At 47.9% G+C, this 26122-nt stretch carries 25 protein-coding genes and 1 tRNA gene; 14 read left to right on the top strand and 12 right to left on the bottom strand.

The genetic code is table 11. The annotated features are described in order from the left end of the window. Window positions 1–70: 70 nt before the first annotated feature. Window positions 71–400, top strand: coding sequence for a hypothetical protein (locus tag ACFW2W_RS16500; RefSeq protein ID WP_378180250.1), 330 nt, complete (start codon window positions 71–73; stop codon window positions 398–400). A 63-nt stretch (window positions 401–463) separates the two neighbouring features. Here ACFW2W_RS16500 and rpsN read toward each other — a convergent pair whose 3' ends face one another. The 3 genes from rpsN to rseP form a co-directional block, all read right to left on the bottom strand. Further along, window positions 464–766, bottom strand: coding sequence for a 30S ribosomal protein S14 (gene rpsN, locus ACFW2W_RS16495; protein WP_378180248.1), 303 nt, complete (start codon window positions 764–766; stop codon window positions 464–466). 58 nt (window positions 767–824) lie between these two features. Further along, on the bottom strand, window positions 825–1541 hold the full coding sequence (gene nth, locus ACFW2W_RS16490; RefSeq protein WP_378180246.1) for an endonuclease III: 717 nt from the start codon (window positions 1539–1541) through the stop codon (window positions 825–827). 89 nt (window positions 1542–1630) lie between these two features. Then, on the bottom strand, window positions 1631–2722 hold the full coding sequence (gene rseP / locus ACFW2W_RS16485; protein ID WP_378180244.1) for an RIP metalloprotease RseP: 1092 nt from the start codon (window positions 2720–2722) through the stop codon (window positions 1631–1633). Window positions 2723–2979: 257 nt separating this feature from the next. On the opposite strand from rseP, the gene ACFW2W_RS16480 reads away from it, so the two are divergent. From ACFW2W_RS16480 to ACFW2W_RS16470, 3 genes are all read left to right on the top strand, one after another. Then, window positions 2980–3051, top strand: a tRNA-Gly gene (locus tag ACFW2W_RS16480). 276 nt (window positions 3052–3327) lie between these two features. Then, a complete protein-coding gene (locus tag ACFW2W_RS16475; protein WP_378180241.1) occupies window positions 3328–3744 on the top strand; it encodes a hypothetical protein in 417 nt (138 codons plus the stop codon). 4 nt (window positions 3745–3748) lie between these two features. Next, complete coding sequence (locus ACFW2W_RS16470) at window positions 3749–5008, top strand: glutamate-5-semialdehyde dehydrogenase (RefSeq protein WP_378180239.1); 1260 nt, start codon at window positions 3749–3751, stop codon at window positions 5006–5008. Between the two features lie 82 nt (window positions 5009–5090). Here ACFW2W_RS16470 and ACFW2W_RS16465 read toward each other — a convergent pair whose 3' ends face one another. Continuing rightward, the gene (locus tag ACFW2W_RS16465) at window positions 5091–5942 is read right to left on the bottom strand and encodes an acyl-CoA desaturase (RefSeq protein ID WP_378180237.1); all 852 of its coding nucleotides are present in this window, start codon (window positions 5940–5942) and stop codon (window positions 5091–5093) included. 172 nt (window positions 5943–6114) lie between these two features. On the opposite strand from ACFW2W_RS16465, the gene ACFW2W_RS16460 reads away from it, so the two are divergent. Together ACFW2W_RS16460 and ACFW2W_RS16455 are read left to right on the top strand one after the other, a co-directional pair. Further along, on the top strand, window positions 6115–7344 hold the full coding sequence (locus ACFW2W_RS16460; RefSeq protein WP_378180234.1) for an aminotransferase class I/II-fold pyridoxal phosphate-dependent enzyme: 1230 nt from the start codon (window positions 6115–6117) through the stop codon (window positions 7342–7344). A 75-nt stretch (window positions 7345–7419) separates the two neighbouring features. After that, on the top strand, window positions 7420–7797 hold the full coding sequence (locus tag ACFW2W_RS16455; protein ID WP_378180231.1) for a GxxExxY protein: 378 nt from the start codon (window positions 7420–7422) through the stop codon (window positions 7795–7797). A 72-nt stretch (window positions 7798–7869) separates the two neighbouring features. Here ACFW2W_RS16455 and ACFW2W_RS16450 read toward each other — a convergent pair whose 3' ends face one another. Further along, entirely contained in the window at window positions 7870–9066 is a 1197-nt protein-coding gene (locus ACFW2W_RS16450; protein WP_378180228.1) for a Coenzyme F420 hydrogenase/dehydrogenase, beta subunit C-terminal domain, read from the bottom strand. 233 nt (window positions 9067–9299) lie between these two features. Between ACFW2W_RS16450 and ACFW2W_RS16445 the strand changes: the two genes are divergently transcribed. Continuing rightward, window positions 9300–10286 (top strand): PspA/IM30 family protein, encoded by a 987-nt coding sequence (locus ACFW2W_RS16445; protein ID WP_378180225.1) that lies wholly within the window; start codon window positions 9300–9302, stop codon window positions 10284–10286. A 273-nt stretch (window positions 10287–10559) separates the two neighbouring features. Here ACFW2W_RS16445 and ACFW2W_RS16440 read toward each other — a convergent pair whose 3' ends face one another. After that, window positions 10560–11696 (bottom strand): hypothetical protein, encoded by a 1137-nt coding sequence (locus ACFW2W_RS16440; protein ID WP_378180221.1) that lies wholly within the window; start codon window positions 11694–11696, stop codon window positions 10560–10562. A gap of 365 nt (window positions 11697–12061) precedes the next feature. On the opposite strand from ACFW2W_RS16440, the gene ACFW2W_RS16435 reads away from it, so the two are divergent. From ACFW2W_RS16435 to ACFW2W_RS16425, 3 genes are all read left to right on the top strand, one after another. Continuing rightward, entirely contained in the window at window positions 12062–13447 is a 1386-nt protein-coding gene (locus ACFW2W_RS16435) for a 16S rRNA (cytosine(967)-C(5))-methyltransferase (protein WP_378180218.1), read from the top strand. A gap of 72 nt (window positions 13448–13519) precedes the next feature. Further along, window positions 13520–13942 (top strand): TerB family tellurite resistance protein, encoded by a 423-nt coding sequence (locus ACFW2W_RS16430; protein ID WP_378180215.1) that lies wholly within the window; start codon window positions 13520–13522, stop codon window positions 13940–13942. A gap of 335 nt (window positions 13943–14277) precedes the next feature. Next, on the top strand, window positions 14278–15528 hold the full coding sequence (locus ACFW2W_RS16425) for an S-layer homology domain-containing protein (protein WP_378180212.1): 1251 nt from the start codon (window positions 14278–14280) through the stop codon (window positions 15526–15528). 251 nt (window positions 15529–15779) lie between these two features. Here ACFW2W_RS16425 and ACFW2W_RS16420 read toward each other — a convergent pair whose 3' ends face one another. Next, window positions 15780–17273 (bottom strand): ATP-binding protein, encoded by a 1494-nt coding sequence (locus ACFW2W_RS16420; protein WP_378180209.1) that lies wholly within the window; start codon window positions 17271–17273, stop codon window positions 15780–15782. 444 nt (window positions 17274–17717) lie between these two features. Between ACFW2W_RS16420 and ACFW2W_RS16415 the strand changes: the two genes are divergently transcribed. Next, the gene (locus ACFW2W_RS16415; protein WP_378180206.1) at window positions 17718–18038 is read left to right on the top strand and encodes a DUF3155 domain-containing protein; all 321 of its coding nucleotides are present in this window, start codon (window positions 17718–17720) and stop codon (window positions 18036–18038) included. A 154-nt stretch (window positions 18039–18192) separates the two neighbouring features. On the opposite strand, the gene ACFW2W_RS16410 is transcribed toward ACFW2W_RS16415, so the two are convergent. The 3 genes from ACFW2W_RS16410 to ACFW2W_RS16400 form a co-directional block, all read right to left on the bottom strand. Then, window positions 18193–18726, bottom strand: a complete 534-nt coding sequence (locus tag ACFW2W_RS16410; RefSeq protein WP_378180203.1) for a cofactor assembly of complex C subunit B — start codon at window positions 18724–18726, stop codon at window positions 18193–18195. 101 nt (window positions 18727–18827) lie between these two features. After that, window positions 18828–19181 carry a PadR family transcriptional regulator gene (locus ACFW2W_RS16405; RefSeq protein ID WP_378180365.1) on the bottom strand — a complete coding sequence of 118 codons (354 nt, stop codon included), beginning with the start codon at window positions 19179–19181 and terminating at the stop codon, window positions 18828–18830. A gap of 187 nt (window positions 19182–19368) precedes the next feature. Next, window positions 19369–19962, bottom strand: a complete 594-nt coding sequence (locus ACFW2W_RS16400; protein ID WP_378180200.1) for a hypothetical protein — start codon at window positions 19960–19962, stop codon at window positions 19369–19371. Window positions 19963–20098: 136 nt separating this feature from the next. On the opposite strand from ACFW2W_RS16400, the gene ACFW2W_RS16395 reads away from it, so the two are divergent. Both ACFW2W_RS16395 and serS read left to right on the top strand, forming a co-directional pair. Further along, window positions 20099–20692 carry a DUF3611 family protein gene (locus tag ACFW2W_RS16395; RefSeq protein WP_378180197.1) on the top strand — a complete coding sequence of 198 codons (594 nt, stop codon included), beginning with the start codon at window positions 20099–20101 and terminating at the stop codon, window positions 20690–20692. Window positions 20693–20842: 150 nt separating this feature from the next. Next, on the top strand, window positions 20843–22135 hold the full coding sequence (serS, locus tag ACFW2W_RS16390; protein WP_378180194.1) for a serine--tRNA ligase: 1293 nt from the start codon (window positions 20843–20845) through the stop codon (window positions 22133–22135). Window positions 22136–22246: 111 nt separating this feature from the next. On the opposite strand, the gene ribH is transcribed toward serS, so the two are convergent. Next, complete coding sequence (gene ribH, locus ACFW2W_RS16385) at window positions 22247–22852, bottom strand: 6,7-dimethyl-8-ribityllumazine synthase (protein ID WP_378180190.1); 606 nt, start codon at window positions 22850–22852, stop codon at window positions 22247–22249. A 122-nt stretch (window positions 22853–22974) separates the two neighbouring features. Next, complete coding sequence (gene psbZ, locus ACFW2W_RS16380; RefSeq protein WP_378180187.1) at window positions 22975–23163, bottom strand: photosystem II reaction center protein PsbZ; 189 nt, start codon at window positions 23161–23163, stop codon at window positions 22975–22977. A gap of 158 nt (window positions 23164–23321) precedes the next feature. Between psbZ and ACFW2W_RS16375 the strand changes: the two genes are divergently transcribed. Continuing rightward, window positions 23322–26051: a CBS domain-containing protein gene (locus ACFW2W_RS16375; protein WP_378180363.1), complete on the top strand. Its 2730-nt coding sequence runs from the start codon at window positions 23322–23324 to the stop codon at window positions 26049–26051. The last annotated feature ends 71 nt before the right edge of the window (window positions 26052–26122 follow it).

Raw genomic sequence — 26122 nt, 5'->3', positions numbered from 1 at the left:
CCAACTTTTAGAATCATTGAGTCGGCAGCTGAAATTTAAAAGCTGATAAGCGAAAAGCTGATACGTGAAAATGTCTCAACCCATCCCACCGATCGCCTTACCACCAGCCGAAAATCCTCAGCAGGAGGGCAAATGGCTGCAAAGTGCATTGCACAAGTGGCTTGATGAAGAGTTTATTCCGGAGGCTGTCAATCAGGAGATTGCCCAAAGAGCTTCCCAGATTTATGTCCGCCAGCGGATGGAAGGTGAAAACGACCTGGGTTCTCTGGTGATTGCCATTCTGACAGAGATGCAGGCGTTTGACTTTTCCAAAAGTTTTTATAGCGAGTTTGCGATCGCGAATGCGGTCAGTGAATTGCTCTTAGACAGTCTTGGCATCGACCGCTGTTGCGGTCAATAGTCAATAGTCAATAGTCATTGGTCAAACGTAATCAACTAAAGACTAAAGACTAAAGACTAAGGACTACCAGCTAGACTTGACCACTCCCGGCAACAGACCTTGGTGTGCCCATTCCCGCATAACGTTGCGAGACAGACCAAAATCCCGGTACACGCCTCTAGGACGCCCAGTCACCCAGCAGCGATTCCGCAGGCGCGTGGGCGCACTGTTGCGCGGCAGTTGCTGTATCTGCCGATGAATCGTCAGCTTCTGTTGTTGGGTCGTTGCATTATGAAATTCTTCCTGCAACGTTTCACGCTTAGCGGCATACTTATCTACCAGCTTCTGGCGTTTTTTCTCCCGCTCAATCATGCTCTTTTTAGCCATGAATTATCCTACTTCTTCCCAGCAATAAAGACACCATTCTCCATTCTAGCGGATGGCATCAATTAGAAGCTTCCACAATTTGAGGGGATATGGCGAGGCTAAGATTTACAGAATCCGACGCAGACAAATTGGCAGCAGGACACAAATCCGCGAGGACACAAGCGTGGCACGCCGGATTCCTGGCTGTACAAATTGCCCGACCGTGATAGACCAACCGAATTGACCAATTTTCCCAATCCTCTAAGGGCAATAGTCTCATTAAATCTCGCTCTATCCGCACTGGGTCTGTATGTTCTGTCAAACCCAATCGATAGCTAAGGCGCTTCACATGGGTATCCACCGTCACGCCTTGATTGATGCCGTAAGCATGAGCGAGAACTACATTTGCCGTCTTTCGCGCTACTCCTGGTAATTCCAGCAACAATTCCATTCGTTTTGGCACCTGTCCTTTAAATTTCTCCACAATGAGACGGCAGGCACCTTGAATATTTTTAGCCTTGTTGCGATAAAAGCCGGTTGAACGAATCAGGGTTTCCAACTCAGCAATATCAGCGGTTGCCAAAGCTGGGGCGTCGGGAAACCGAGCAAATAACGCGGGTGTTACTTGATTCACCCGCTCATCGGTACATTGAGCTGAGAGAATGGTTGCGACCAATAACTGTACCGGCGTCTCGTAGTTCAGCGTACAGGGTGCGTCTCGATACAATCGCTTCAAGCGAATCAGAATCTCCAAAGTCCGTTGCTGCTTAGCTGACCATGTACGGGTAATGCTCATAAATTGTCAATTATCGAATTGGTAAGGGCGCACGGTCGTGCGCCCTTACTGGTCAGTTATCCCTTGTTAAGGACGACAGACAACTGCGTTCATTGCAAGAGTTTTTGAACCCACTCCAGGTTAGCAGTGTCTCGAACAATCAAGAAAATTCCCAAACCCAGCAGCAACATCAAACCAGTTTGCATAATCCCATCTTGGATTTGAGTCGGCAAAGGTTTACCCCGCAAACCTTCAATCAATAAGAAAGCCAGCTGACCGCCATCTAGAGCCGGTAGGGGCAAAATGTTGATAATTGCCAGGTTAATGCTGATCAAGGCAGCAAACTGAAACAGATTCGCCGCGTCTGATTTGGCAATACTGGCACCAAGTTCCACAATTTTAACCGGCCCAGCAACCTGATCGGCTGTTTCGCCAAAGTTACTGATCAGTTGTACAAAGCCCTGAGCCGTTAAAACTACGAATTCTTGGTACTTTGTAGCCGCAGCGGTCAAAACTTCCACAGGATTCTTGAGGTGCCGACGGACTACTTTGCCGCTAGGAGCTAGCTGGACACCGATGCGACCTTTCCCGTCGCTTCCGGGTTGCGGTGTCACGGTCAGGGAAATGATTTGACCTTGACGTTTAACGCTCAGCGGGATTGGCTGGTTGGGATTGTTTTGAATGACCTCCATAAGCTTGGGGATGGCTTCCTTGGAGGCTTTCAGTGGTTGACCGTCTGCCAAGAGAATAATGTCTCCTGCTTTGATGCCAGCCTTGAGTGCAGCAGAACTTACCTCTGAGGCGACTTGGGGAACCAGGACACCAGGCTGATAATTAAATTCCTGAACGCCCACTAAACCCAGTTGAGTCGCTAGCAGTAAGTAAGCAAATAGCAAGTTGGCGATGACACCAGCGCTGATGACAATGGCTCTGTCGAGGATGGGTCGGTTGCGTAGTAGATTGGGGTCTTCTGGGGGGATATCACTGTCGGGGTCATCATCGGGGAAACCGACAAATCCGCCTAGGGGAAAAGCTCGGATGGCATATTCGGTTTCCGGTCCCTGGTACTTCCAGAGAATCGGGCCAAAACCGAGGGAGAAGCGGTTGACGTGAATTCCTTGAAGACGAGCTGCCATGAAATGACCCAGCTCATGTACCACAATCAAAAGTGCCAAGACTGCGATCGCCGCAAAAACAGGCATATTAATAATTAATTCAACTAACTACATACTTCTTCATTCTACGGTGTTGCGTCCGGAAGCTGGGTGAGTTGAGAGAAGAGGAGCCGGGAAGTGTCACAAGAGAGGGTGGAAATTCCTTCCTCGCCTCCCCACAGAAATCGCTTCACCAAGCTGTCACACTCTAGCCAACTTCCAACCCCATCGCGTGGGTGATGAAATGATTAAAGATAGTTGACAGATGCTGAGAATTTTGAGAATCTAGATATAGATAAAGTTTTGCGGGTATAGCTCAGTGGTAGAGCGTCACCTTGCCAAGGTGAATGTCGCGCGTTCGAATCGCGTTACCCGCTCTTCTAGTTAAAATCATATAAAAAGTAGCCATTTCTCCAGGCGTAGGTCTCCAGAGGTAGAGAGGCAACATCTGATTATCTATAAGTCGGAGCATTTCTAGGCAAAGGTTTACAGTGTTAAAATTCGCCTAGATGGTCTGTGGCTTCAAGGGCATTCAGTCGTACCCAGTCCCAAGAAAGGCGGTTGCTAGGTGCAAACTAAAAAAGTCTAAGAGACGAACCCGGTTCCGAAAATCCTTAAGTTAACACTTTCATATCTTTGTTTAATTAGCGCTTGTGCCATCTCAGAAAGATCAGAAGATTGACTTAAATAACGATTACCCGTGCCCATGCCGACGTAGAGGGCGTTTAATCCCGATTACGCTGACAGAAGCGTTAGGCTGCGATCGCTGCCAGCAAATCTTTGTGGTAGAAGAGAGTGGGTATGCGATCGAACAACTTTCTACAAGCTATCCCTACAAGCGATCGTGGCGGTGGACGGGTCATCGCTGGAGTACCGCTCATCCAGGTCTTGGGGACAGCTACCTACCCGTGTCCTTAGGAATTATTGCGGTGGTACTGATCGCAGGGCTTTGCTTAGCTCAGATTTCACCTCCAGCCCCTCCTGGTATCATTATTGTGCTGTGTGCGATGGTGAGCGTGCTGGCGCTACTGGTGCCAGCGCTCTTCATCTGGCTGACTCACCGACGTTAGCCCAATGGCAATCAACGCTTTTACTCCCACCCCCGACCCAATGACCGCCGTTCATCGCGCTTATGAAGCTTCCCTGGAATTGGCAACCACCAAGGGAGTAGAGCGTAGCCGTGCTGTTGCAGCGATGGCGCAGGCACTTCAGAGATCCTTAGACGATATTTTGGAAGCAAACACCCTGGATCTGGAAGCTAGTCGGGAAATGGCAGCGCATGAGCTGATTTTAGATTGGTTGAAGCTGACACCGGAGCGGCTGCAAACCACTATCCACATTTTGCAACGGTTAGCTGAGTTATCCGATCCGATCCGGCGGGTGATGAACGCGACTTATCAGCTAGAACACTCGCAAACCTACTCTCAGCTAATGCCGCTGGGGGTAATTGCCTTGATTTACGAAGCCTTTCCGGAGTTAGGAGCGATCGCTGCTGGGATGTGTCTGAAAACTGGCAACAGCCTGATTCTCCGAGGTGGAAGCGAAGCCAGCCACTCTAATACAGTCATTGCCCAAGTTTTACAATCAGCCTTAGAACAGGCGGGTATGCCACCCGGTTGTCTGGAGCTACTACCATCAGATCAAGGCGCTTCCATCCGGGATTTAGTCATCCAAGACCGATACATCAATTTGGTGATTCCCTACGGTCGCCCCAGTTTAGTCCAAAAAGTGATCCAGCTCTCAACTGCACCCGTCTTGAAGTCGGCGATGGGAAACTGCTACCTCTATTGGTCGCCTACGGGTAGCTTAGATATGGCTCGGAACGCAATTTTAGACAGTCATCAGAGCGATCCTGACCCCGTTAATGCGATTGAAAAGGTTTTGATTCATCCAGCTGGCAAACCTTCATCTCTGACGATGCTTTGGAACAGCCTCAAGGAAAAAGGGTTTCAACTCAGAGGAGATAAGGATCTGGTGACACAATTTCCAGATTTGAAACTGACTGAGGAATTGGAGTGGAGTCAAGCCTATCTTGACAAGATTGTGGCTTTCAAAGTGGTAGAGAGTATCGAGGAAGCGATCGCCTGGATTAATCAATACAGCAGCGGTCACGCCGACTGTCTAGTTTCTGAATCCTATCAAGAAAGCCGCCAATTTGCTCTCGGCGTTAATAGTGCCTCCGTCTATCTCAATTCCTCTCCCCGATTTTCGCGTAACCCGAAGGGAGGAGATTCGCTATTTCTGGGAATGTCTAACCAAAAAGGACATCGCCGAGGACCAATTGGCTTGGAATCTTTTACCACCGTGAAGCACGTCGTGCAGGGACACAACTAAAAAGGCAAAAGAGAGAAGGATGGAGGAGAAAACTGTTTCATCCTTCATCCTTTGTTTCCGCTTTCTTTTGCTTTTTTACTATTTATTGTTTACTTTCTTCGGCCAGTTTTACCTTCGAGGCTAAACCGAGCGCCTGAAGGAATTGAATAGTCATCCACGTCAGGTCAATTTCCCACCATTTTAGGCCATGTCGAGCGGAATATTGAAAAGCGTGGTGGTTGTTGTGCCAACCTTCGCCATAGGTGAGTAAAGCCACCCACCAACAATTGGTTGAGCGATCCTCAGATTCGTAAGTGCGATAGCCAAATTTATGCGTTGCACTGTTGACAAACCAAGTGCAGTGAAACACTGCTACGACTCGAACAAAAATTCCCCAAACCACAAAAGGCCAACCGCCCAAGAAGTAAAGAATTAGACCTAAGACAACCTGAATGGGAATGAAATAGTTTTGGAAAAACTGATAAACTGGGTCGCCAGAAATATCTTTAGTAACGCGAGGGATGTCCGTATCCGCAGGGTTTTTATAAAGCATCCAGCCCATGTGACTCCACCAAAAGCCTTTATTGGAATCATGGGGATCTAAGTTTTGATCCGAGTGCAAATGATGGAGGCGGTGTATGCCTATCCAGTTAATCGGGCCTCCTTGGCAGGAAAGGGTGCCGCAGAGAACAAAAAAGTATTCTAACCACTTAGGCGTTTGGAAACTACGATGCGTTACCAGACGATGAAATCCCAGCGTAATTCCCAAGCCACCCGTCACCCAGTGGAAAAAGACAGCGACACCAACTGCAGCCCAGCTGAAGTTACTGGGAAACAAGGCGAAAAGCGCTGCGATGTGTAACGCAGCCATGTAGATAATAATGACCCAATCAGGACGGAGAGGCGAGTCTTGTCTCACCTGTTCTTGAGCTTTAGTTGTGGTCGCAACAGTCATGCAGTAACCTTGATAAGAATTGTGCAGCCCAATCTGCTAAGTGGATTTGGGATTTTGGTCTCGGTCTGTAAGGGCGGCTTGTTTGCCCCGCCTTGACTGGAAATGCAAATTTTTACATTGGCAAAAGCTCCAAAATCTAAAATAAATAAGAAATCTCTTTCTCCAGGTATTGATGAACAGCTTTCAACAGCTACAGGAAGCAGAAAAGGTACTGTTTCCGATTTTTTCCGCAATTGACGCCACAGTCAAGCAAAATCTCAAACGAGTGCTGGAAGCCTTTCGTCACCATCGGGTGGGGGCGCACCATTTCGCTGGTGTCACCGGCTACGGTCACGATGATTTAGGGCGACAGACGCTCGATCGGGTATTTGCCGAAGTAATGGATGCCGAAGCCGCTGCGGTTCGAGTGCAGTTTGTTTCCGGTACTCATGCGATCGCTTGTGCCTTATTTGGAGTTCTTCGTCCTGGAGATGAAATGCTGGCAGTAGCCGGTGCCCCCTATGACACACTAGAAGAAGTCATTGGTTTGCGAGGGCAAGGCCAAGGCTCCTTACTTGATTTTGGCGTTAGTTACAAAGAATTGGCTCTTACTGGCGAAGGAATTATTGATTGCCAAGCGCTGGCGACAGCAGTTAGCGATCGCACCCGTCTCGTGTTAATCCAGCGTTCCTGCGGGTATTCCTGGCGTCCTAGTCTTTCCATTACCGACATCGAAAAAATTGTTTTCCTGGTTAAACAACAAAATCCCCACACGATTTGCTTTGTCGATAATTGTTACGGGGAATTTATTGAAGAACACGAACCAACTGCTGTCGGTGCCGATCTGATGGCTGGCTCTTTGATTAAAAATCCTGGTGGTACTATTGTAACATCTGGCGGCTATATTGCGGGTCGGGCAGACTTAGTAGAAGCCGCTGCCTGCCGTTTGACTGCACCAGGAATTGGCAGTAGTGGCGGTGCCAGTTTCGATCAACATCGCCTGCTGTTCCAAGGATTGTTCCTCGCACCGCAAATGGTCGGGGAAGCCATGAAAGGTAATCACCTGACGGCTTACGTTTTCGATCGGCTGGGTTATGCAGTGAATCCTTTACCAATGGCACCCCGCCGCGACGTAATTCAAGCCATCAAATTGGGTTCGCGTGAGAAGCTGATTGCCTTTTGTCGAGCCATTCAACAGCACTCGCCCATCGATTCCTATGTTGATCCCATACCCGGTGATATGCCGGGATATGAGAGTCAGCTAGTGATGGCTGGAGGCACGTTTATTGAAGGCAGCACCTCTGAATTGTCAGCCGATGGGCCGCTGCGAGAACCATACGTTGTATTTTGTCAAGGGGGAACCCATTGGACTCATGTAGCGATCGCTCTGGAATCTGCGATTGAAGCCGTGGGACCAGCTTAGGATAATTTCGCGCAAAGGCGCAAAGACGCTAAGAAAAACTTTGCGCCTTTGTGTCTTTGCGCGAAACTAAATAATATGACTGAAAACGAGATCGCTAAAGAGATTGTTGATGCTGCCTACAAAGTTCACACCCACCTTGGACCGGGGTTGTTTGAATCTGTGTATGAAGCAGTTCTAGCTTATGAGTTAGAGAGACGAGGGCTGCGGGTAGTTCGGCAGCAGCCTATCCCGGTAATTTACGAGAGTGTAAAACTGGAGGAAGGCTTTCGAGCCGATCTGATCGTCGAAAACAAGGTAATTATTGAACTCAAGTCCTTGGAAAAACTGGCTCCGGTACATAAGAAGCAACTGCTGACCTACCTTCGCCTGACTAACAAGCGGCTTGGCTTGCTGATAAATTTCGGTGAGGTACTGATCAAGGATGGTATTACGCGGCTGGTGAATGGGCTGTAGGAATTATTTCGCGCAAAGACGCTCTCGTCGCAAAGTTTTTCTTAGCGTCTTTGCGCCTTTGCGCGAAACCTTCTAAGATTCTGGTAACTTATACTGCCCGACAATCCGCTTGGCATATTCTGGTACGTGCGCCTCTAACTTCTCCGGATGATTGCGCTTCACATACAAATAATTGCGGGTAAAGTGGGAATCAATTGAGAAACGGGCATACTCTAAACCTTTGGGGCCAATTTTTTCAATCACAACTCCCATCAGCTTTGCCGCCCACATCGGGAGAGTAACGCCTTTATCATAGGCAGGGATACTTTGTTGTACCGCTTCTTTGCGGTTTCCTTGGGACATCACTGGCTGCGTGTCTATCTGATCTTGCACCAAATCCAGCATTTCTTTGCCAGTGTCATTCCGCACCACAATCCACTGCCAGCCAAAAGGTGCGCCCATGTATCCTACTACTAAATCTGCCAGAGAATTGACATAATCAAAGCAGCTCATGCAAGAAGGAGCAAATACATCCTTTAACTGGTTTGTCTTCAGTCCAAAGAAAGGCACCATTTCCATAGAGCCATCTTCGTGCTTGAAGTGAACCCGGAAATCTTGCATAAACTCGTAATGCACCACTGTATCCGGGGAACGGCTGGTGGTTTCTAAGAATTTTTGCAATCCGGCGCGGTTAACATTATCGACGCAGGGCGTACCCAAAACGTAAAGCTTTTCTAGTCCCAGTTGCTTCTCGACTGCGCGTAATGCCTGGATTTGGCAACCAACGCCAATTACCAACAGCCGCTTCATCCCAGATTGCTCAATTTGCTCCAACACCGAGAGATTAGGGGACAGCGTTGGTTTATTCACCCGCGCTGCTAGAATCTCCTCTGGAGTTCGAGCGATTATCGGCATCGGCTGAAATCTGTCTTCCTTAGTATTCTGGACGCAGACGACACCTTCAACCATGCCGCGATTCAGCATTTCGATGGCAATGGTGCTGACAATTCCCGTCCACTGCGCCCCCTCAATTGGCTCAGTTTTCCGCGCCGCCATCATGTCTTGACTAACCCCAAAGTACCAATCATCGGGATTATCCAGATTGCGGCTTCTTCCGTGAGTTTGTTCTTCTAGTTCCGCTATCTGCTGATTAAGAAATGCACACGCTTCCTTGACATAGTGAATATAGTATGTGTCGCACAGCCCGCACTCGCTACATAGTTCTTTAGCAGGGCGACGGCTAGAGGGTTTGAGGGCTTTGGCTTTATCGTGAGGGCGCACTGAGGTCATATTAAGGGCAGTTTATTAACTAAAACATTTACCAGAGCAAGATAGCCCAAAGCTTACTTTTACACAAAAAGCGAGAGAGTTGATGAAGACTTCAGTAATTATTACGAAGCATTAATAATTGACTTAGTTTAATTTTGAGTAAGTTCTACTACCCAAATGCCACTGCGATAGTTATCTGAACTGACACCAGAGCTATGTGAATTCTCATATTCCTCAAAAGGCAAGAAACACTCATGGGATTATTCGAGCGCATTAGTCTAAATGCCAGAGCCAATCTAAATGACGCGCTTAGCAAGGCTGAAAACCTAGAAAAAATTTTGGAGCAGTCCATCATTGATATGCAGGAAGACTTAGTGCAGTTGGGTCAGGCAGTTGCCAGAGCCATTGCGACGCAAAAACGGACTCAGCAACAATACAACCAAGCCCAAACCGAAGCAGATAACTGGCAAAACCGCGCCCAGTTGGCTCTGCAAAAAGGCGATGAGAATCTTGCTAGAGAAGCGTTAGTACGCAAAAAAGTAAATTCTGACACTGCCAATACCCTGAAAACTAGTTTGGATCAGCAAACAGCTCATGTAGAAACCCTCAAGCGCAATTTAATTGTCCTAAAAAGTAAAATTTCTGAAGCCAAACAGAAACAGGATAGGCTCAAGGCACAGGTACAAGCTACCAAAGCTCAGGAACAGCTTCAAAGCGCTGTGGGACGCTTAAATACCAGCAGTGCGATGAGCGCCTTCGAGCGCATGGAAGAAAAAGTTTTGGAATTGGAAACCCGTTCTCAGGTGGTTACTCAACAAACTCCTTATTCTATCGAAACTCGATTGCTGAAGCTTGAAGGTGAGCTTAAAGCTATGAAAGCTCAATTACTAATTCAGCAGACAGCTATTGTAAACAGCCTTACACTGAACTCCACTGCTTTAGAAGAGGTGAGAGATATGCTTCAGGAAGTTCGTTCCCAGTCTAAAACGGAACTGGCTACTAAAGATTTTCTTTTCCAGCCCATGCAAGAACTGATTTCCTATAATTTAGACGAGCAATTTGCCATGCTGGAATCTGGCAGCGACCTTAATGATGAATTGGAGGCGATAAAAGCACAACTGACTGGTTATTCTACAACCCAAGTACAACTACCGCCAGCTAACCAAAATACCACCTCTAAATCTAATTCAGCAGTTGATAACGAATTGGAAGACCTAAAAAAGCAACTAGATAACCTTTAAAAAGTAGACTGTCTCATAGGAAATAGACTCGCTTAACCTGCTTCATTATTGAGGACAGAGCAGGGAAAGAAAGAGCGATCGCTCTTTCTTTCTCTTCCTTCGTGTTCTTTGCGTCTTCGCGGTTCCACTTCTTCCGTACAGCTAGTCTTCGTGGTTCCACTTCTTCCGTACAGCTAGGTAATGTAGGAGCGCGATCGCTTTCCCACCTTCCACCAAAACGCCAAACCCAGCCAGTTTAACTAGCTGGGTTAGCAAATTTATACTACAACCCTATCACCCAGGGCGAACATCAAGACAGCCTTCTGCATAATTCACTTCTGGCACTTTACCCGCAATCATGCGATTTACAGTCTTGCCATTCGTAGACACAAACACGAGACGCAAGTCTTTTTCAGCAAAGCTGCTTGGTTGAACGACCCAGGCTTTACCTTTTTCGCTGTTGAGAAGACGAATTACCTGAATTTGTCCCGGATAAGCAGACTTAATCGTGCTTTCTGTATCGTCAACTTTGATACCATGAACAGTAGTAATTTTATTGGTTTCAATTTCCACCGTAGCGATCCGACCTTCCGTGACCATGAAAGTAACACCCTCAGGCCCCTTTGCTGGCTTGTAATAGTCACAAACGCGATTGGGATTTTGCCGGGATGGTACTATTTGAGTCCCAGCAACGCCTGATGCCTCAGCAACAGTCATGTTAATTTTAACTGACCCAATGCCGTTCATCGATAGTCTCGATTGGGTTGTCAGTTTTTCGGCTTTCTTTAGGCAAAAATTCTCGCCACTTTGATCGCTTAAGCAGTTGCCGTTCCTATCCAGAATAATAACTGAGTTGATAGTTGAAAATTGCTTAAGTGTGGCATTAATAGAGCTTTTTTGACGAGCATCATCTCCAATGCCTCCCGAAACAACCGACTTACAAAATTTCAGTTTAGCAATTCCATTAGTGATGGAAATCGTAAAATCTTTGCCGCAGTTGGAACTGCCTTTGAATTCAATAGGATCGCTCAAACCACGAACTTTTTCCTGACTTGTAGGACCTGCGATTAATTGCTCAATGGCAAACTGGGCTATACTCGGACTGTTTGTTGTTCGCCAAACTGGCTCAACATAAGTGAAATCTTGCCCGCTTTGGGGGTCTTTAGGAAAAAAGACTTTGACATTTTTTGGAGTGGCTTTTACTGGCTCGAAGCTGCTTAGAAGAGCTTGTTTGGTTTGAGCGGTTTGTTCTGAAGAAGATTCTTCTAAGTTTGATTGGGAACGGGTTGCTTCTGTCGATGGTCTGATTGCGGATTTGAGTGTTTCTGAGGATTGTGCGGCATCTGTGACTTGAGTTCCACAGGCACTGATACCCGCAACTGTCAATAACAAGCAGAAAGATAATAAAGTTGATTTGCGGATGCGGTGCATTTTGTCTTTAGAGATAGATGAATGACTAATTTCTTACGTCCTCTATTGTAGAAAGCCGTCAGCAGAAAACTGATGCGGTTGTGTGTCAATACTTCGAGTGACATTAAGTGGAAACAAGCTCTTGTGAGTTGTTTCCTGAAAAAGTAGAAACGTTCTGTCTGGCAAAAAATGGAGTTTGAGGGCTGACAGGGGCTTTCTGAATCTCCTGAAGCCTTCTGGCGGTCACTGGGACAATCGAGAGAGTGACACAGACAGTTGAAGGGAACGTAAAGTCGTTGTTTCAATAAAGACGTAGAGAGAAACCTGCTGAATCAAAGTGAGACAGCAATGCTTCCAAATGCATCTGCTAACGCATACTAAATAGTATGCAAAATCCTCGTCAAATAGCATTTCTGGCACTTCGGGATGTCCACCGTAAAGGCGCTTTTGCTGACGTAGCACTCGACCGACTGCTGCGTCAAGCAGACTTAAGTGCTACCGATCGACGGTTAGTGACAGAGTTAGTTTATGGGAGTGTAAGAAGACAGCGATCGCTCGATGCACTCATCGACCATCTAGGTAAAAAGAAAGCCCACCAACAACCCCCAGACCTCCGCGCCATTCTACATTTAGGCTTATACCAACTTCGTTATCAAGACCGAATTCCTGTCTCGGCGGCTGTTAATACTACCGTGCAATTAGCGAAAGAAAACGGATTTTCTGGACTTTCCGGCTTTGTCAATGGTCTATTGCGGCAGTATATTCGTCTAGCGGAAGGCAAGAAGCCGGGAAACATGGGAGGGGAAGTTCAGGACTTAGAATCTGACCCTCTACATCTGCCAAAAAATCCAGTTGAACGATTAGGCATCTTACACAGCTATCCCGACTGGATTATTGAAGTATGGCTAGAACATCTGGGTTTAGAAGAAACGGAACATCTGTGTGAATGGATGAACCAAACACCGGCAATTGACCTGCGGGTAAATCCCCTCCGCGCTGAGATAGAGAAAGTTGAGGCAGCACTGCAAGCTGCGGGTATCTCAGTTAGTCGCGTGCCCCATCTACCGCAAGCTTTGAGACTAACTGGCGGCACAGGTGCGATTCAAAATTTACCTGGTTTCAGCGAAGGTTGGTGGACGGTGCAAGATAGTAGTGCCCAGCTAGTGAGTTATCTGCTAAATCCCCAACCGGGTGAAGTCGTCATCGATGCCTGTGCAGCACCGGGGGGAAAGACAACGCACATCGCCCAATTGATGGAAGACAAGGGAACTGTTTGGGCGTGTGACAAGACTGCTTCTCGTCTCCGGAAACTGCAAGAAAATGCCAAACGGTTAAGTTTGCACTCGATTCAAATTCAGGAGGGGGACAGCCGCAACCTACCCCAGTTTATCAATCTAGCTGATAGGGTATTACTTGATGCCCCCTGTTCTGGATTGGGTACTTTGCATCGTCATGCTGACGCCCGTTGGCGGCAAACCCTACAGACGGTTCAGGAACTTTCAATTCTGCAAGGCGAACTATTAGATCGAGTGGCTACCTGGGTTAAACCGGATGGCATTTTGGTTTATGCAACTTGTACGCTGCATCCATTGGAGAATGAAGGTGTTGTTCGCGCCTTTTTAGCGAGTCACCCCAATTGGCAGATTTCGCCACCCAACCCCAGTTCACCAGCAGCAGCCTATACTACCCCCGCTGGATGGATCGAAGTCTGGCCTCACCGGCATCAAATGGATGGATTTTTCATGGTGCGGCTACAGCAGAAAAATGGGTAAGCCTCTATGGTAGTTGTGGTTGCAGAAATCTGTTGATGGATTAATCTGTTAGGGGAAATAAGGGAGAAGCCAATGGTAGCCAATTCTAGTGTTAAACAGCTTGTCAAAATTCTCATCGGTGCAGCTTGGATTGATGGCAAAATTCAGCCAGAGGAACGGCAATATCTTCAGCGAGTGGCGAAGGAAAAGGGCATTGCTGACGATCCTGAGATTCAGCCTTTGTTGTATGAACTCGTAGCTGTAAGCCCAAGCGAGGTCTACAATTGGGTGCAAGATTATTTAGGCGATCGCCCCAGCACCGAAGATTACCAGCACCTCATCGAAGCCCTCAGTGCCTTAATTTATAGCGATGGCGAGGTAGCGATCGAGGAAGCTAAACTCCTGACTCGATTACAGCTTCTAGATCCCAACAGTGCCTCCCAGAAGTCAGCCCCTAGTCCTGTCCTCAAAGCTATTCAAAAACTCTACCATCGGTGGGTTGACCATCAGAACTAGCTTTGAGACTAATAGATAAAGACCAGAATTTCGACACAATCATTCCACAAGTTAGGGCACGCTACACATAGCGTGCCTTTTTTTTGCATTCCCAATCTATTGTTATCGGCTTCCAGAGGCTCTGGAAGCCAATTTTTTCTACAACAAGCAACTATTTTTGCAAAATCTGCGTCTTTCCCTCTTGGGGAGTCCAGAACTTTCCTCTGAAACTGTCTATATTTCTATAATCTGTCACGGCAGTAAATAAATTTGTTGAGATTGAAATTTCTAGGAACCTATCAGGTAATCTTAGGTCTAAATAATCAAAGGAATGTGAAAAGTGGAGAAGGTTCTCAATGTCTAACTTAAATCGCTTGAAATCTGGAACAGCTTTACTACTAATGCTGGGAATGTCGGCAGGTTCGATGGCTCCCCTAGTAGAAACAATTGTGTCACCGGCACCGGCTGTTGCTCAAAGTATCAACTTTAGTGATGTATCCTCAAGCTACTGGGCTGCTAGTTTTATTCAAGAGCTGGCACAACGGGATGTAATCGCCGGGTTCCCCGATGGTACGTTCCGACCCAACGATCCGGTGACTCGTGCCCAATTCGCGGCGATGGTTCGTAAAGCCTTCAACAAGAATAAAATCCGCAATGCTGTTAATTTTGTGGATCTTTCATCGACTTACTGGGCATATTCGGCTATCCGCGAAGCTTATGAAATGGGATTTTTGTCAGGTTATCCTGGTAATGTCTTCAGACCCACACAAAATATTCCCCGCGAGCAAGTTCTAGTTTCGTTGGCGAATGGCTTGAATTATACTGCCAGCAGTTCCGTAGCGACTGATTTGCAAGTGTATAACGATGCTTCTTCTATCTCTAGCTATGCTCGCAATAGCATTGCTGCGGCGACAGAGAAGAGCATTGTGGTGAACTATCCGACTCTCCAGACGCTGAATCCAACTCGGAATGCGACAAGAGCGGAAGTGGCAGCTTTCATATACCAGGCATTGGTGAGTTCTGGACAAGTAGCGGCAATCAACTCGCCCTATATTGTCTCTCTTCAGGACACACCACCAGAGAACACGACTGTGGCGATTCCGGCTGGAACCACGATCCCAGTTAGGTACGAGAAAGAAAGAATTCTGGTTACAAAGGACGAGAAGGCACCGCTAACGCTGACGGTGGCAGCAAATATCACCACATCTGATGGAACGGTACTAATCCCCTCTGGAAGTCAAGTGGTTGGTGAACTGCAACCGGCTCAGGGAGGCTCTCAGTTTGTGGCAAAGGAACTGGTTTTCACAAACGGTCAACGGGTGGCTATCAATGCTACTTCTCAAACCATTACCAAAACCCAATCCATTACCAAGGGTTCTAGCGTCACTAATATCCTCAAGAATGCCGCATTAGGTGCGGCGGCGGCGGCGGCGGTTTCCGCTGTAACGGGTGACAAAGCGATCGCTACCGAAGAAGTCTTGGGCGGTCTGGGAATTGGTGGACTCATCGGACTGTTCCTAGGTCGGGATAAAGTCGATCTGATTGCGATTGACCCAGATACCGATCTGAATCTGAAGTTAAATGAAGAGTTAGTGCTGGAGCAGTAATATTTGTCGGATGAAGTGTGCAGTGTGTAATTTCAGATGACCGCTGATTGCTTCATCCTTTAAGCAGATAGGTACAAAAAAATAGGCATTTTCTCGCGCCCGATTTCTTCCCAGAAATCGGGTTTTTAGTGCGAAAGGCTTTTCTGACGTTTATTTGTGCCACACTGCGGATCAAACTTCCAGAGCGACCTTTGAGCTTTGAGTAGGGGCACTCACAAGAAATGCCCCTACGGGAACATGGATCAAACTTCCTAATCGATCTTTGAGCCTTCAGTTGGTAACCAGACAATAAATGTCGTTCCCTGTCCTTGAGTGTGCGGGATACTACGATCGAGCCAGTTGCGTTCGGCGGGGCTAATCACTTCAATTTCGCCCTGCATTTGTTCTACCAAATCTCGCGCGATCGCTAAACCCAATCCACTCCCCGGAATCTCAGTTTCTGCCTGGACGCCTCGGTAATGTCGCTCAAACAAATGCTCTTTATCTTGCACGGGAATGCCAGGACCAGTATCGCTAATTGCGATCGCCTGAAAATCCCCTTGAGATGTTTGTCGTCGATTTCCGGCATGAATGTAAACTTGCCCACCCGCTGGGGTATATTTCAAGGCATTGTCGATCAGATTGCTCAACACCTCGCGCAGCGCTTTCGCATTGGCTTGTACTGGTGGCAAATTGGGGGGAATTTCTGCCAATAAATCCAGATTTTTTTCTTGGGCTAGAGCGCTGGATGTCACCACTAACGGTTCTAAGACTTCAGCTACCGAGCAAGATTCCAGCATCAGCGCTCTCGTCGGAATCGTCTGAGGTTGCAACCCGGCGGGAGAGTTGGGATATCCTAAGTCTTCACATGAAGGGGGAAGCGGACAAGACGGGGCAATTGGCACGGGCACTGCATCGTAGGAACGATCCGCGATTTGCAAGGTAGAAGGCACCAACTCTCCTTCATTTATATCAACTGCCCGATCGAACTGTAGAAGCAACTCTTGCAGGCGATCGCTTTCGCGCACGATACTGTTGGCAACTTCGCGGTTCGCATCTCCGGGTAGCAGTCGTCTGAGGAGCAACTTGCCAAACGTCCGTAAGGCGGTCATGGGATTGCGAAACTGGTGTATCAGATCGTCCATGAGATCGCGCTGTTGAGCCTGAAGACGCCGATGAGTCCTCAGTTGCTGCTCAAACCATTGAGAACGCCGATCCAGAATACAGGCGATCGCTAGTGTATCGGCAATCCGTTCAATCGCGGTTCGTTCTCGCTGGTTCCACGGTCTATCTTCACGAGCCGTCACCAGCAACCCCATCACCACACCTTCATGCAACAAAGGCACCACAATTTGCAAGGGGGAGCCACTCAGGGCGGCATAGGCGAAGAGCGATCGCTGGAGGGGCGATGTCCCCGTGTTTGCCCGCAATTCATCAATGGTCTCTTCTTTTCCGACTTCAGCAGCCGATTCCGTTGAACCCTTCTCAGAAACATCATCGGACTTCTGAGGAACCGGAGACTGTGCCGCTGACAGTAACCGAGGAATTGATGCCAGCGGTCGATCGGAAAATCCCAGAGCCGAAGCCTCATCCGTTTCCCATTCCACCGCTGTCTGTGGGTAAGCAACAACCGGCCTTAGCTTAGTTGGGACGCCCTCTACCAGTTCTTCCGTTAAATACACAACACTCAAGGCAGCTCCCAGTCCTTGAGTTAATAGTGCTACTTGTGATTGGCACAAAGTTACGAATTCTGAACTGGTAGACATAGACACATTCGCTTATACTTGGGTACTTGACAGCGAGGAGAATTGCATTAATCGGGTCGAGTTTTCTTTCGTCGCTCCTGGCACGCAATGGCGCTGAAGCGGCAAAGGTCGTGCAAAGACCTCATTTTTGTTTCTTTTTATTACAAAAATTTTAGCGATCTCTTATGATAGTTTGGTTACAAAACTGCTTCCAAACTGGCTAAATTTTGTCAAGACTGAAGGAATATAGCGCTTTCTACGCTACATCTAGGCTCTAGTTTGGACAAGCTTGCATATATAGCGTCTATTGCCCGTTCTGCTGCTGTCCTATTTTGATTTCTGATATCTGTAATATTTGTATCAATCCGTAAAAAGCGGTTGATATTTTGAACTCAAACCGATATACTTGCGACGGTTTTTGTATCTATCATTACAACTGTCAGATTTAAAGAGGAGGTAAGGAGGTTGGCTAGAAGACGCAAGCGGAAAAGTCGCCGTCGCCAGGAAGGACGTAGAATTTTAGAGCATGTCCCTCAGTATAGTATTGAAAGCGGCGAAGATAAACCAGTCACCGCCGCGCGAAAGTTTATTCAAACCGAGGGAATCCTTCCGCCCGCTTTGCTGCTCGTGAAGCGGAACGAACACACCACAGATCGGTACTTTTGGGCGGAAAAGGGGCTATTTGGTGCCCAATACGTTGAAGAAAATCATTTTCTGTTTCCTAGCCTTAGGATAATCGACAATAGTGTGGAAAAGCCTACCGTTGCCGCTGTTCGTAGCAGCTGAAGTTTTAGGCATTTAAACGTGAAAACTCGGTTGTAGGGGCGGTTTGCGAACCGCCCCTATTGTTTTCAGGAGAAATTTTGAATTTTTCCTTTTAATTAAAACTTTTTTTGATTCGCAGACTGACTATATTTTGGGATTTTTAGCGGGAAAGTCGTCATTCGCAAGGCTTTAATTGGAGTTCGTGTTGCAATTGAGCCAATTCATCACGATGGGCGATGACAGTAATTAAACTTCTTGTCTCTTTTTCGACACCTGCGAATGCTTCCACCTTCAGGGAAACCTGTTCGCTGCGTCCAGCTTTTTTCCAGTAAAAAACGCCAGCTGCTGGTGAAAGGAGAACCAAACCTAGAAAAATTCTAGCTAACTGGGGAAATAGTATTGCTAAAACGAGTGCCAAACAAAGAAAGCCACAAAAAGCTAACAAGCTCAGAAAAATTGCCAAAAACCAGCTGGGGCGGACAAATCCTTGGAATGTAACTTGATTTTGCTTTGCATCCACCGCAGCAATCCGGTAGGCACGACGATCGAAATACTGCTGCAATTGAATTAAAATCGATTCTTCTGGTTGCTCCGCAATCAGTTTCACTTGTTGCGTTCGGTCTTTAGCGGAGGCTCGAATAAAGAAAAATAGACCTACTGCTAACAACAGTGTTAGCAGAAATGTTGAAAAGAGAATTGTCGTATTCACGAATTTCTAGATAGGGCAATGGAAAATAGGCTCTTGTCCAATAGATACAAGATCGCCTATAACCTATAGCCTATCGCAAGAGAGCTTCCTTTGGGATTGGCTCAGATGGCTTGAGAGTCTCTCATTGTATACTCGTCCCAAAGACGAGCCAGGTTCTGAGCCTGTTCCAGACACTCTGGGCGAATTTGATACATTCGACGAGGTCTTCCTCTCCCTTCCACTTTTTTCCAATAACCCGTGATAGCGGCTTGGTCTTCAAGAAATTTTAAGGCGCTGTATAAGACGGTATCAGAAAGCCGATAGGTGGGATATTCACTCTCTAGTCGCCCGATGAGTTCTGTTCCGTAGGATTCTCCACTCATCAAAACTGAAAGGACATAACACACCGCTAGTTCCTTGTTGAGATAAGTGGGAGGAGGGTCTTGAAAAAACTGATAAATATCCTCAAATTTCATCTGCATAATTCACTGAACTCCCAGCCAAACAAATTGGATTAGGATCGGTTTCCCCAAACTAACGATGCCTTTATCAATCAGAAAACACACCCGAAATAACGCTTCTATCACTGCTGTACTGAGACCGCGAACGATCAAAAGCAGCGTGTGATGTCAATAGCAAAATAACAGAACGATACCATCAATTTTAGACACTCAATTCTGGGTTGGTCTGCCAGACTTCACGGATAATTTTGCCATCCCGATCAAATTGCACTTGGTAGGAAAGCGACAGAACCACAGGGGTTCCGTGCTTGGACTGGGCATAGATCGTGATGACCGCTGCGACTGCGCGATCGCGCTGCTGTTGTTTAACAACCTGGAAATCTTGAATTTTGTACTTTGAGAAGAATTCTTGCCAAGCTGGGTAGATGGATTTCCCCTGGTAGACTTCATCCAGCGCGCCATAGGAGCGCATTAAAATGGCATTGTCACTGTATTGGGTGATTGTACGCTCCGGGTTTTCGGTAGCGATCGCTGCCCAATGTTTTTGCGCCACCGAAAGCGGTTTCGGCATCACCGTCCTTTGATAGATTGCCAAACTCCCCACCAAAGCAACTGCATAAGCGACACAGAGTAAATGCTGCCTGAGATTCGGTCGCCGGAATTTCATCATGCTGCTTCCACTTCGAGAGGGCTGCTCTGGAAATGGCAGGTCGTCATCAAAGCCAAGTAAATCAGAAGCCTGCTCTCGAAAGAAAGACGGCGACCTTGGGTTAAAAGTTCTCCAGAGGTTAAACATATTTGAATTTTGCTGCCCCATTGCCTCAAACTGGTGGTTAGGAAGATTACCGTATAAATTTGGGATTGCATTACTTGTTCAACAAAACGCTCTGTTTATAGATAAATCCGGAATTAAACCGATTTAAAATCAATTTATGCGAGAACAGTTTGATTCATCTCCCGTTCCTTCAGCTCTACAGCGAATCGCTGGCGCTTTTCGGATAACTGGCTGGATTGGCTTCTGGGTTCAGTTAGTCCTAGCCGTTGTTTCAACCATAATTTTCTTGTTTGCCATCCCCGCTGCCCAGCCGCGTGCCAGTGGCGCTGCCGCTGCTAGTCCAGGGACGAGTGGCAGTATATTTTTTGCAGTTTGCGGTCTTTTAGTGCTGTATTTCAGCGTTTATCAAGCTTGGCGTTACACCCGTTTGGGCATACAGCTAAAAGATTCTAATCCCAACCTCCGCCCGAAAAAGGCAGATACGATTAAAGTTTTAAGGTTTGGATTACTCGTCAGTTTAGGGGGATTGTTGCTGGCAGTTTTGGGCGCAGAAGCGATTACCGGCACTCTGTTGGCAAAGTCGCTGGCTCAAGCTCAAGGTGGGGTAGCAATCTACGATCCCCAATTTATTAATCGGTTGATTCAACCCTTAGATATTTTTGTGGTGCTGGCGAATACGCATACAATTACCGCTCACTTTGCCGGGATTGTGGTTTCCTTGTGGTTATATAGTCGCATCAACCGACAGTAACAAAGGCGAAGGGTCGAAAGATTGCGGCATCAGCAAGCAAAGAAGGCTGAGAGCGCATCCGGACTAGCGGCTGTATCATCCGGCTGTATCATCCGATCGCGCGATCGCAGTGTATTCTGATTTATTGGCAAAAAAAGCTGGAAAAAATCTGTGCTAGACCTCAAGCAGATACGGGAAAATTCAGAAGGTGTACAAGAGCGCCTGAATCGTCGCGGGATCGGGCAATATGACATACAGCCGATTTTGCAGCTAGACCAGCAGCAACGGGAACTGGAAGCAAAGCGAAGTCAACTCCAAGCTCGTGGGAACGAAATCGGCAAATTAGTCGGTCAAAAAATTAAATCGGGTAGCGATCCCAACGGCTCAGAAATCCAAGCGTTGCGGGAAGAAGGCAACCAAATCAAAACCCAGATTGCCGAACTAGAACCACAAGAAAGAAACCTGAAAGCCGAGTTAGAAGCACTCTTGTTATCGTTTCCTAACTTACCCAGTCAGTCCACACCCATTGGTAAAAGTGAAGAAGAGAATGTAGAAGTCCGCCGCTGGGGGGATGAATACTTGCCTCAAAACTCCGAAATTCTTCCCCACTGGGAAATCGGCGAACAAATGGGAATTCTTAACTTTGAGCGCTCCGCTAAAGTTGCACAAAGTCGTTTTGTCACGCTAATCGGTGCCGGTGCTGCCTTGGAAAGAGCTTTAATTAGCTTCATGCTCGACCGGCAAATCGCTGCTGGATATGTAGAAGTCATTCCCCCCTTTCTGATCAACAGCAAATCTCTCACCGCCACAAGCCAGCTGCCCAAATTTGCCGACGAAAGCTTCAAATGCGCTCAAGATGACTTGTGGCTAGCTCCCACCGCTGAAGTGCCGGTGACGAATCTCTATCGAGATGAAATCTTGGAGGCGTCGCAGCTGCCTATCTATCACTGTGCCTATACTCCCTGTTTTCGCCGGGAAGCGGGTAGCTACGGACGAGACACGCGGGGGCTAATTCGACTGCACCAGTTTAATAAAGTCGAGTTGGTGAAACTTGTCCATCCCAACAATTCACCCGCAGAGCATGAATCGCTGGTACAAAATGCCGAGGCAATTTTACAGGCTTTGAAGTTGCCTTATCGCGTCATTGAGTTATGCACTGGGGATTTAGGGTTTGGGGCAGCAAAGTGCTATGACCTGGAGGTATGGCTACCTTCGGCTGGGAAATACCGCGAGATTTCTAGCTGCTCCAACTTTATGGATTTTCAGGCGCGACGCGGCAGCATTCGTTTCAAAGAAGCTGGAAAGAAAGGAACCCAATTTGTCCACACGTTGAATGGTTCCGGATTAGCAATCGGGCGCACGATGGCAGCAATTCTGGAGAACTATCAACAACCAGATGGCACCGTCAAGATACCAGAAGCGCTGCAACCTTACCTGGGACGAGAAGTGCTAGGTAAAGGATGAAGAATGTCAGGCTTTGCCCTTCCCAAAGGGTGGGATGAAAGACGAGAAATAAATCTTCCTGGCTTACCGACTTTGGGCGGGAAAACCCCGCCCCTGCATTCAGTGCAACGATCAAAGAGAATCAGATGCGTTGCGTTCAACTGCTGAATCTGGAGAAATCGCCAAGTTCGGCGAAACTGGCAGCGCTTGAGTTGTCACCGTATGAACCGCATTATTACCGTAGGGTGCAGCACCTGTATTCCCTTTGAGCTGCTGCATCAAGCTTGCCATCTCTAGGGCATTCATCGCATAGTCCCAGCCGTGGTTACTCTTGATGCCAGCTCTTTCCAAGGCTTGTTGCATCGTATCTACCGTCAGAATGCCAAAAATTATCGGCACACCCGTTTGAAACCCAGCGTTGGCAATTCCCTTGGAGACTTCCGAGGCGACATAATCAAAGTGGGGGGTTTGACCCCGAATGACTGCACCCAGGCAAATCACAGCATCATATCGGCGCGTGAGTGCCAACTGGTGAGCCACCAAAGGCACCTCAAAACTCCCAGGAACCCAAACATAGTCCACTTGAGTGCCTTGAGGATTGACATCGATACCGTGGCGTTTCAGACAATCTTGACACCCCTCCAATAGTTTAGTCGTCACCAGATCGTTGAAGCGACCGATGACGATCGCAAACCGCAGGGGTTGAGTCTGAGTAAACGTTCCCTCGAAAACTGCCATGATTTTAGATATAAGCTTTTTGCCAGTTGTTCTTAGTCATCAGTCATTTGTCTTTAGTCCTGAGTCGGGTGCAGTGGACTGATGACCAATGACCCCTGACCGATGACTGAGTCTGACTATCCTTAAACTACTAAATAGTTTAGGGCACCTGTCAGAAGTACCAGAGCAATCCAAACCCCAGATCCTAAAAGAAGGAGCGGCTTAGACTGAGCCCAGTTCTGAGGAGTGGCATAGGCAAGCGGAACCCCAATGACCATGACGAATGATAAAAAGACTAAAGCAGCTAGTACCAACTGAAATAAAATTGTCATTTTCTCTTCTCCCAAGACAGCAACGGGCTGGCTAGAAATAGTTCAGCCGCAATTCTATACAGTAGTACCGTATCAAAAATCGACACTCATTGGTCATTCGTCATGGGTCATTGGTTATGGATCGTGGGCAAAGGACTAATGACTAAGGACTAATAATGATGAATCTGATTTTGTGCCATACAACAGCGGACTTTGACACCTTGGGAGCGGCAGTGGGGCTAACCCGTCTCCAGCCGGGATCTAGGGTCGTGCTGACCGGCGGTTGCCATCCAGCGGTGCGCGATTTTTTGGCGTTGCACCGAGATGAGTATGCGCTGATTGAACGTCGCTCTGTGAACCCGAAGCAGATTCGGTCGATTGCAGTTGTGGATACTCAAAAGCGCGATCGCGTGGGAAAGGCATCTGAATGGCTGGATTTGCCCGATTTATTGGAAGTTGTCGTCTACGACCATCACCCAGACGGGGAAGGAGATATCCCCGCTACCCGCACCCAAGTTGAGCCGGTAGGAGCAACCACCACTCTGATTGCCGAGCAGCTCCAGCAAGAAGGCATCCATCTGACGCCTTCTGAGGCAACCGTGATGGCGTTGGGAATCCACGTCGATACGGGATCGTTAACTTATGAAGGGGCGACGGCAAGAGATGCGATCGCGTTGGCTTGGTTAATGGAACAAGGGGCAAGCTTGCGCTTAATTGCCGATTATGTTGAGCCGGGTTTATCTCCTCAATTGCAGGAACTCTTGACAGAAGCGCTGGACAACTTGCAAAGAGCGACAACGTGCGGCTATAACGTTTCTTGGGTGCTGCTCAAAACCTCTGACTACGTTCCTGGTTTGTCAACGCTTGCCACTCGACTGCTCGATCTGGGCGAAAGCGATGCTTTATTACTAGCAGTGGCGTATCCCGTGGGGGATGGAGGTGAGGAGCGATTCACGGTCATTGGGCGATCGCGCATTGAAGGTACCAATCTCAATGAATTGTTTCAACCGTTGGGTGGCGGTGGGCATTCCCAGGCGGCGTCGGTGACACTGCGTGGCGTCGATACCCAGGCAACTCTCGATCGGCTAGTCAGTCAGCTAAAAGACCAAATTCCCCAGCCGCTGACAGCACGGGAACTGATGTCATCGCCAGTGCGGACGATTCGCCCTGACACGACAATTGAGCAAGCCCAGAGAATTTTATTACGTTATGGGCATTCTGGTCTTTCGGTCGTTAATTCCGAAGACCAACTGGTGGGGATTGTTTCCCGGCGGGATATCGATCTGGCGTTGCATCATGGCTTTAGTCATGCGCCGGTAAAAGGCTACATGACTAACAATCTGAAGACGATTACCCCGGATACGTCCTTGCCAGAGATTGAATCGATTATGGTGACTTACGATATCGGGCGCTTGCCGGTATTGCAGGATGGACATCTGGTGGGAATGGTTACGCGCACCGATGTCTTGCGGCAGTTGCATCAGGGAAGAGGAAATGGAGCATTAGTCAGTGATGGGAAAGAAAATCCGATTACCAATTACCCATTATCAATTACGAATGCCCATCAACCCCTGACCGATATTTTGCGCGATCGCCTTGCTCCCCCCTTGTGGGAATTTCTCACCAGAGCCTCCCAGCAGGCAGAACAACGCGGCTGGAATCTCTATCTGGTCGGCGGAGGGGTGCGGGATTTACTGCTCGCCGCTGCCCATGAAACCCTGATGCTTTCAGATATTGACTTGGTGGTAGATGGCTTTCACCGCTCGGCGGATGTCGGCGCTGGAGTAGAACTGGCGAAAGCACTTCAACAAACCTACTCAAATGCCCGTCTGGAAGTCCACGGTCAATTTCAAACTGCCGCGCTACTGTGGCACAATGACCCAGTCCTAGACTCTCTCTGGGTGGATATTGCGACGGCTCGAACTGAGTTTTATCCTTACCCAGCCGCGAATCCAGAAGTCGAAGCGAGTTCGATTCGCCAAGATTTGTATCGGCGGGATTTCACCATTAACGCCTTGGCGATGCGACTGACGCCACCCCGTGCGGGTGAATTATTGGATTTCTTTGGCGGAATGCTAGATTTGCGATCGCGCCAAATCCGCGTCCTCCATGCTAATAGCTTTATTGAAGATCCCACGCGCATTTATCGCGCCGTGCGGTTTGCAGTCCGCCTGGGATTTCAGATTGAACCGCAGACGGAAGGGTATATTCGCTATGCGCTAGAGAGTGGAATTTACGAGCGATCGCTCTCTGAAAATAGCAAAGCCCCGGCGCTACAAACACGGCTGAAAGCAGAACTCAAATACATCCTACAAGCGCCTTACTGGAAACCGGCGTTGCAATTACTTGCCGATCTGGGGGCGTTGCGGTGTCTCCATCCCACGCTAGAGTTAAATGAGCAATTATGGAAGCAGGTGCGTTTACTAGATCGGTGTCTGCGCCGGTTTGATCCCCAGAAAACCCTCGATCATTGGCAGATGCGGCTAGAAATTTTAATCGCCTACCTCGCTCCCGAATATCGCGCGAAAGTGGCAATCAATCTTCAATTACCGACAGACAGTATCGAACGATTAGAGCAACTAGATCGCGATCGCGCTTTGGTGGTGAAATTTTTGCCAGAATGTCAGCGACCCAGTCAAGTCGTCTTGCTGAAGCGGTACGAGTTGCCCACGTTGATTTTGATTGCTGTAAAAAATTCGCGTCTGATTCGGCGGCTAATTTGGCGGTATCTCACTATCTGGGCGAATATTCAACCGATATTAAACGGTAATGATTTGAAAGCACTGGGCTACAAACCGGGGCGTGAATTCAAGCCCATGTTAGATCGTCTGTTGGCGGCAACACTGGATGGAGAAATCCGCGATCGCGCTGATGCTGAAAAATTTTTGGCAGAGTATTATCCACTTTGAAGCGGCTAAAAGTCAAAGCCGGGGACGTTTGCTTTAGATGCGCGGACAACAGAAAGCCGGGATCGGGGACA

Source organism: Coleofasciculus sp. H7-2 (assembly GCF_042747725.1).
Taxonomy (GTDB): domain Bacteria; phylum Cyanobacteriota; class Cyanobacteriia; order Cyanobacteriales; family FACHB-T130; genus FACHB-T130.
This window is presented reverse-complemented; position numbering and strand designations above follow the sequence as displayed.